This is a genomic window from Planktothrix sp. FACHB-1355, from assembly GCF_014748295.1.
Classification (GTDB): Bacteria; Cyanobacteriota; Cyanobacteriia; order Cyanobacteriales; family Aerosakkonemataceae; genus Aerosakkonema; species Aerosakkonema funiforme_A.
Genome location: NZ_JACJUP010000653.1, coordinates 1 through 3,921, shown reverse-complemented (window position 1 = coordinate 3,921; position 3,921 = coordinate 1). Strand labels below are relative to the sequence as shown.

The 3,921-nt window shown below is 43.8% G+C and carries 2 protein-coding genes; one reads left to right on the top strand and one right to left on the bottom strand.

Annotation, left to right across the window (positions count from 1 at the left end):
- Nucleotides 1-873: agenet domain-containing protein (locus H6S82_RS22455; protein ID WP_191056731.1), on the top strand; the 873-nt coding region annotated here is incomplete at its 5' end.
- Between the two features lie 334 nt (nucleotides 874-1,207).
- Here H6S82_RS22455 and pruA read toward each other — a convergent pair.
- Nucleotides 1,208-3,921: L-glutamate gamma-semialdehyde dehydrogenase (gene pruA / locus H6S82_RS22450; RefSeq protein ID WP_191056730.1), on the bottom strand; the 2,714-nt coding region annotated here is incomplete at its 5' end.

Here is a 3,921-nt window from a genome sequence, read left to right as displayed (position 1 = left end):
GATAGTGAAGCAACTATAGAAGCCATTCAAGGCAGTTTAACAGAAGTATTAGCCAACACCGAAGAAGGTGACTTATTTATTTTATATTTTGCAGGTCACGGTGATTGGGATAGCGATACGGGAGAACATTACTTTATTAATTATGATGCTAATGGGTCAGACCGAGATAATTATTGGTCTATCTCTAGCATTTTTGATAGCATTGAGAATAATTTTAATGGCTCAAAAGTGTTGCTTTTAGCTGATTGTTGCTATTCAGGCGGATTAATTGACGAATTAAAACGGCGAGATAGCGATATTTCCTACGCTTGCATTAGTTCTGCCTATACTCATAATACCTCAACGGGTGGTTGGACTTTTACGGAATCTTTGTATAAAGGTTTGTTGGGCGACCCAGTAGTAGATTTGGATAAGGATGGAGTAATTACGCTGTACGATTTAGCGCGTTATGCCGAATTGGAAATGGCATTTATTGAAGAGCAAAAATCGATGTTTTTTACTACTAACGATTTCGATAAGCAAATGGTTTTTGCCAGCGTTTCGGAGCGGATAGAATCGATTGAAGGTAAACGGGTAGAGGTAGAATATTCAGGTGATTGGTATAAGGCCAAAACCTTAGAGACTAACGGTTCAGAAGTGAGAGTTTTATATATTGATGACCAATCAGAGGAATCGGTAGAATCGCAACGAATTCGTCCTTATGCGCCTGATATGTTTGCCGTTGGCGAGCGAGTAGAAGCTCAATCTGATGAAGAATGGTATCCAGCAAAGGTGAAAAAAGCTTGGTATGGTTTGCATTTAGTTAGTTATGATGATTACCCGGACATTTGGGATGAGTGGGTAGGGTCTGATTACATTCGATCTCGCCAATAAGTATAGCAAAAGTCAAAAGTCAAAAGTCACTCATTGAAATGCTTGCTGTGAATTGGTTTTGACCTTTTAGGATGCCCTACATCTGCGGTAAAAATTTAACCCTCGATTTCAACAGACAATTTTCCTATCACTCATTTACTAACGATACAACTAAACTCGATCGACTGACAAAACTTATCTTTTCGGATATTTTCTTTGTCAGTCGATCGTATTTTTATCCTACTTAGGACTTACGCAAAGAAACCCGGTTTCTATGCAAAATCGTGAGTTTCTCAACTAGATATCGACGCAGAAAACCGGTTTCTGGCTTCTTCGTGCGTAAGTCCTGCTACACTTACTCTGCCCCTTCAATTGGCGCAAAACCCTGACGTTGGATATTCTCAGTCACCGCACGGGGTTCCAAGAATTGTAGCAGGTAATCGGGGCCACCTGCTTTGGAACCGACGCCAGAAAGTTTGAATCCGCCGAAAGGTTGACGCGACACAATCGCACCAGTAATACCGCGATTGATATACAAATTCCCCACTTCAAATTCGTCTTGCGCTTTTTGAATGTGGGAAGGAGTACGCGAATACAAACCGCCAGTTAAAGCAAAGTTTGTACCGTTAGCAACCTTAATCGCTTCCTCAAAATCCTTCACCTTAATTACAGACAACACCGGGCCAAAAATTTCTTCCTGTGCAATAGTAGCCGTGGGAGAAACTTCCGTAAAAATTGTAGGCCCAATGAAATATCCATTTGACGGCGCAGACATTTGCAAAGCTAAATTTGCTTCTTGACGTCCTTTTTCGATATATTCCAAAATGCGTTTGTGGGCGTTAGCATCGATGACGGGGCCGACTTTTGTGCTGGGATCTTCAGCAGCACCAACATTGAGGCTGCGAGTAGCTTCCACCAAACGCGGTACAAACACATCATAGATGGATTCCAGCACAATTACTCGCGAACAAGCAGAACATTTTTGGCCGCTATAACCAAAAGCTGATTGCACGACACCAGCAACTGCTTGGTCTAAATCCGCACTTTCATCAACGATGACCGCATTCTTCCCACCCATTTCAGCGATGACTCGTTTCAGGTGTTTTTGTCCCGGTTGTAAAATGGCAGCATCGGCGTAAATTCGACAACCGACTTCCTGAGAACCAGTAAAGGTTATCATGTGAACGTCGGGATGTTTCACCATGTAAGCGCCGACAGAAGAACCTTTTCCTGGTACGAATTGAAATACGCCCTTGGGAATGCCAGCTTCTACTAAAATTTCTGCTAATTTGGCTGCAATTACTGAGGAAACTTCCGCAGGTTTGAGAAGGGTACAATTTCCGGCGACGAGGGAAGCGACAGTCATTCCTGTAGGAATAGCTAAGGGGAAATTCCAAGGGGAAATAATTAGCGAAACTCCTCGCGGTTGATAGTTGTAACGGTTAGTTTCACCCGGAATATCGTAGTTATATCCCTGTTCCAACCGTTCCATTTCGTCAGCGTAATAACGGCAGAAATCGATAGCTTCGGAAACTTCCGCGTCTCCTTCTCGGACTGGTTTGCCAGTTTCCAAAACCATCCAAGCAGTTAATTCGTGGCGGCGTTTTTCCATGATTTCTGCGGCTTTCCGCAACACGCCTGCACGTTGGCGTACTGGAGTTTTTCGCCAAGCGGGAAAAGCTGCTTTTGCTGCTAGAATTGCTTGTTCTGCTTGTTCGACGCTAAGCAGTCCGATTTTGCCCACAATTTCGCTGGGATTGGAGGGATTGACAGAATCGATGGTTTGTGTTGTAGTGATGTATTCACCATTAATTAATGGTGAATAAGTTTTACCGATTTGTTGACGAACGGTTTGGATTGCTTGCTGCGATCGCTCTCTTTCTTCCTTATCTGAATAATCGGTATCTGCTACATTTGGGAACGCTTTGGTAAACTCAGCTTTGTCGTCAACTTTGCCACTTTTTAAAGTTGGCGCTGCTAACAATTCCTCCATAGGTCGTTCTTCCAAACTTTGCCGTAGAAAAGAACTATTAGCTGTATTTTCTAACAAGCGGCGAATCAGATAAGCCATACCGGGAATCAAGTCGCCGTAAGGACAATAAACTCGCACCCGATAACCGCGATCGACGATCGCTTTTGCCAGTTTATCTGCCATCCCGTAAAGCACTTGCATCTCAAAACGGCGGCGCGGTACATTTAAAGTTTCGGCAATCGCCATCGCACGCGCTTGACTGCGAACGTTATGGCTACCAATTGCCGAATAAATATACTCGTGATTCTCCAACATCAACTGAGTTAATTTCTCATAGTTGATATCTGTTGCTGCTTTGTCGTTGTAAACTGGTTGAGGCCAATCTTTCTGGGCAGATTTGATCGTTTCCTGATCCCAATACGCACCTTTCACCAAACGCACAGTCACCGGATTACCGCGTAACTTCGCCCATGCAATTAAATCGCGCAAATCCTTTTCGCTGTCGCGTAAATAAGCTTGAATCGTGATACCGATATCTGTACGAGAACGAAATTCTTCTTCCAGCAATAGCTGTTTCAGAATGCTCAAAGTAATATCTTTGTAAGCATACTGTTCCATATCGAAGTGAACTGCTGCACCTAACTCTTTAGCGCGGCGTAATAGGGTGCAAATGCGATCGCTCACTTTTTGCTGACTGCCTTTCTCATCCAGCGGATCGAACTGGGAGTAAAAAGCTGTTATTTTAACCGATACTTGCACTTTTGGCAATGGTTCGCCATCAGCAGAATCGATCGCCTCAACATTTGACCAACTTTTCGCCGCTTCTGTCAGCTGTTCCATCAATTCCAGATAGCGATCGAGATAAGACTGCGCTTCCGCTTCCGTAATCACCGCCTCACCCAAGAGGTCAATGCTGAAAGTCATTTTATCCTTACGCAGTCGCTTAACCGTCTCAATTACCTGTTTAATATTTTCGCCAGCAATATACTTATGAGCTAAAGTTTCAACTGCTGTGGAAACCGTCGTCGCCGCCAACTGTCCCGGCATCGAATCTGGGTTAGCAAAATTTAACAAACCCTTGAGTGCGGCGGGAAGTT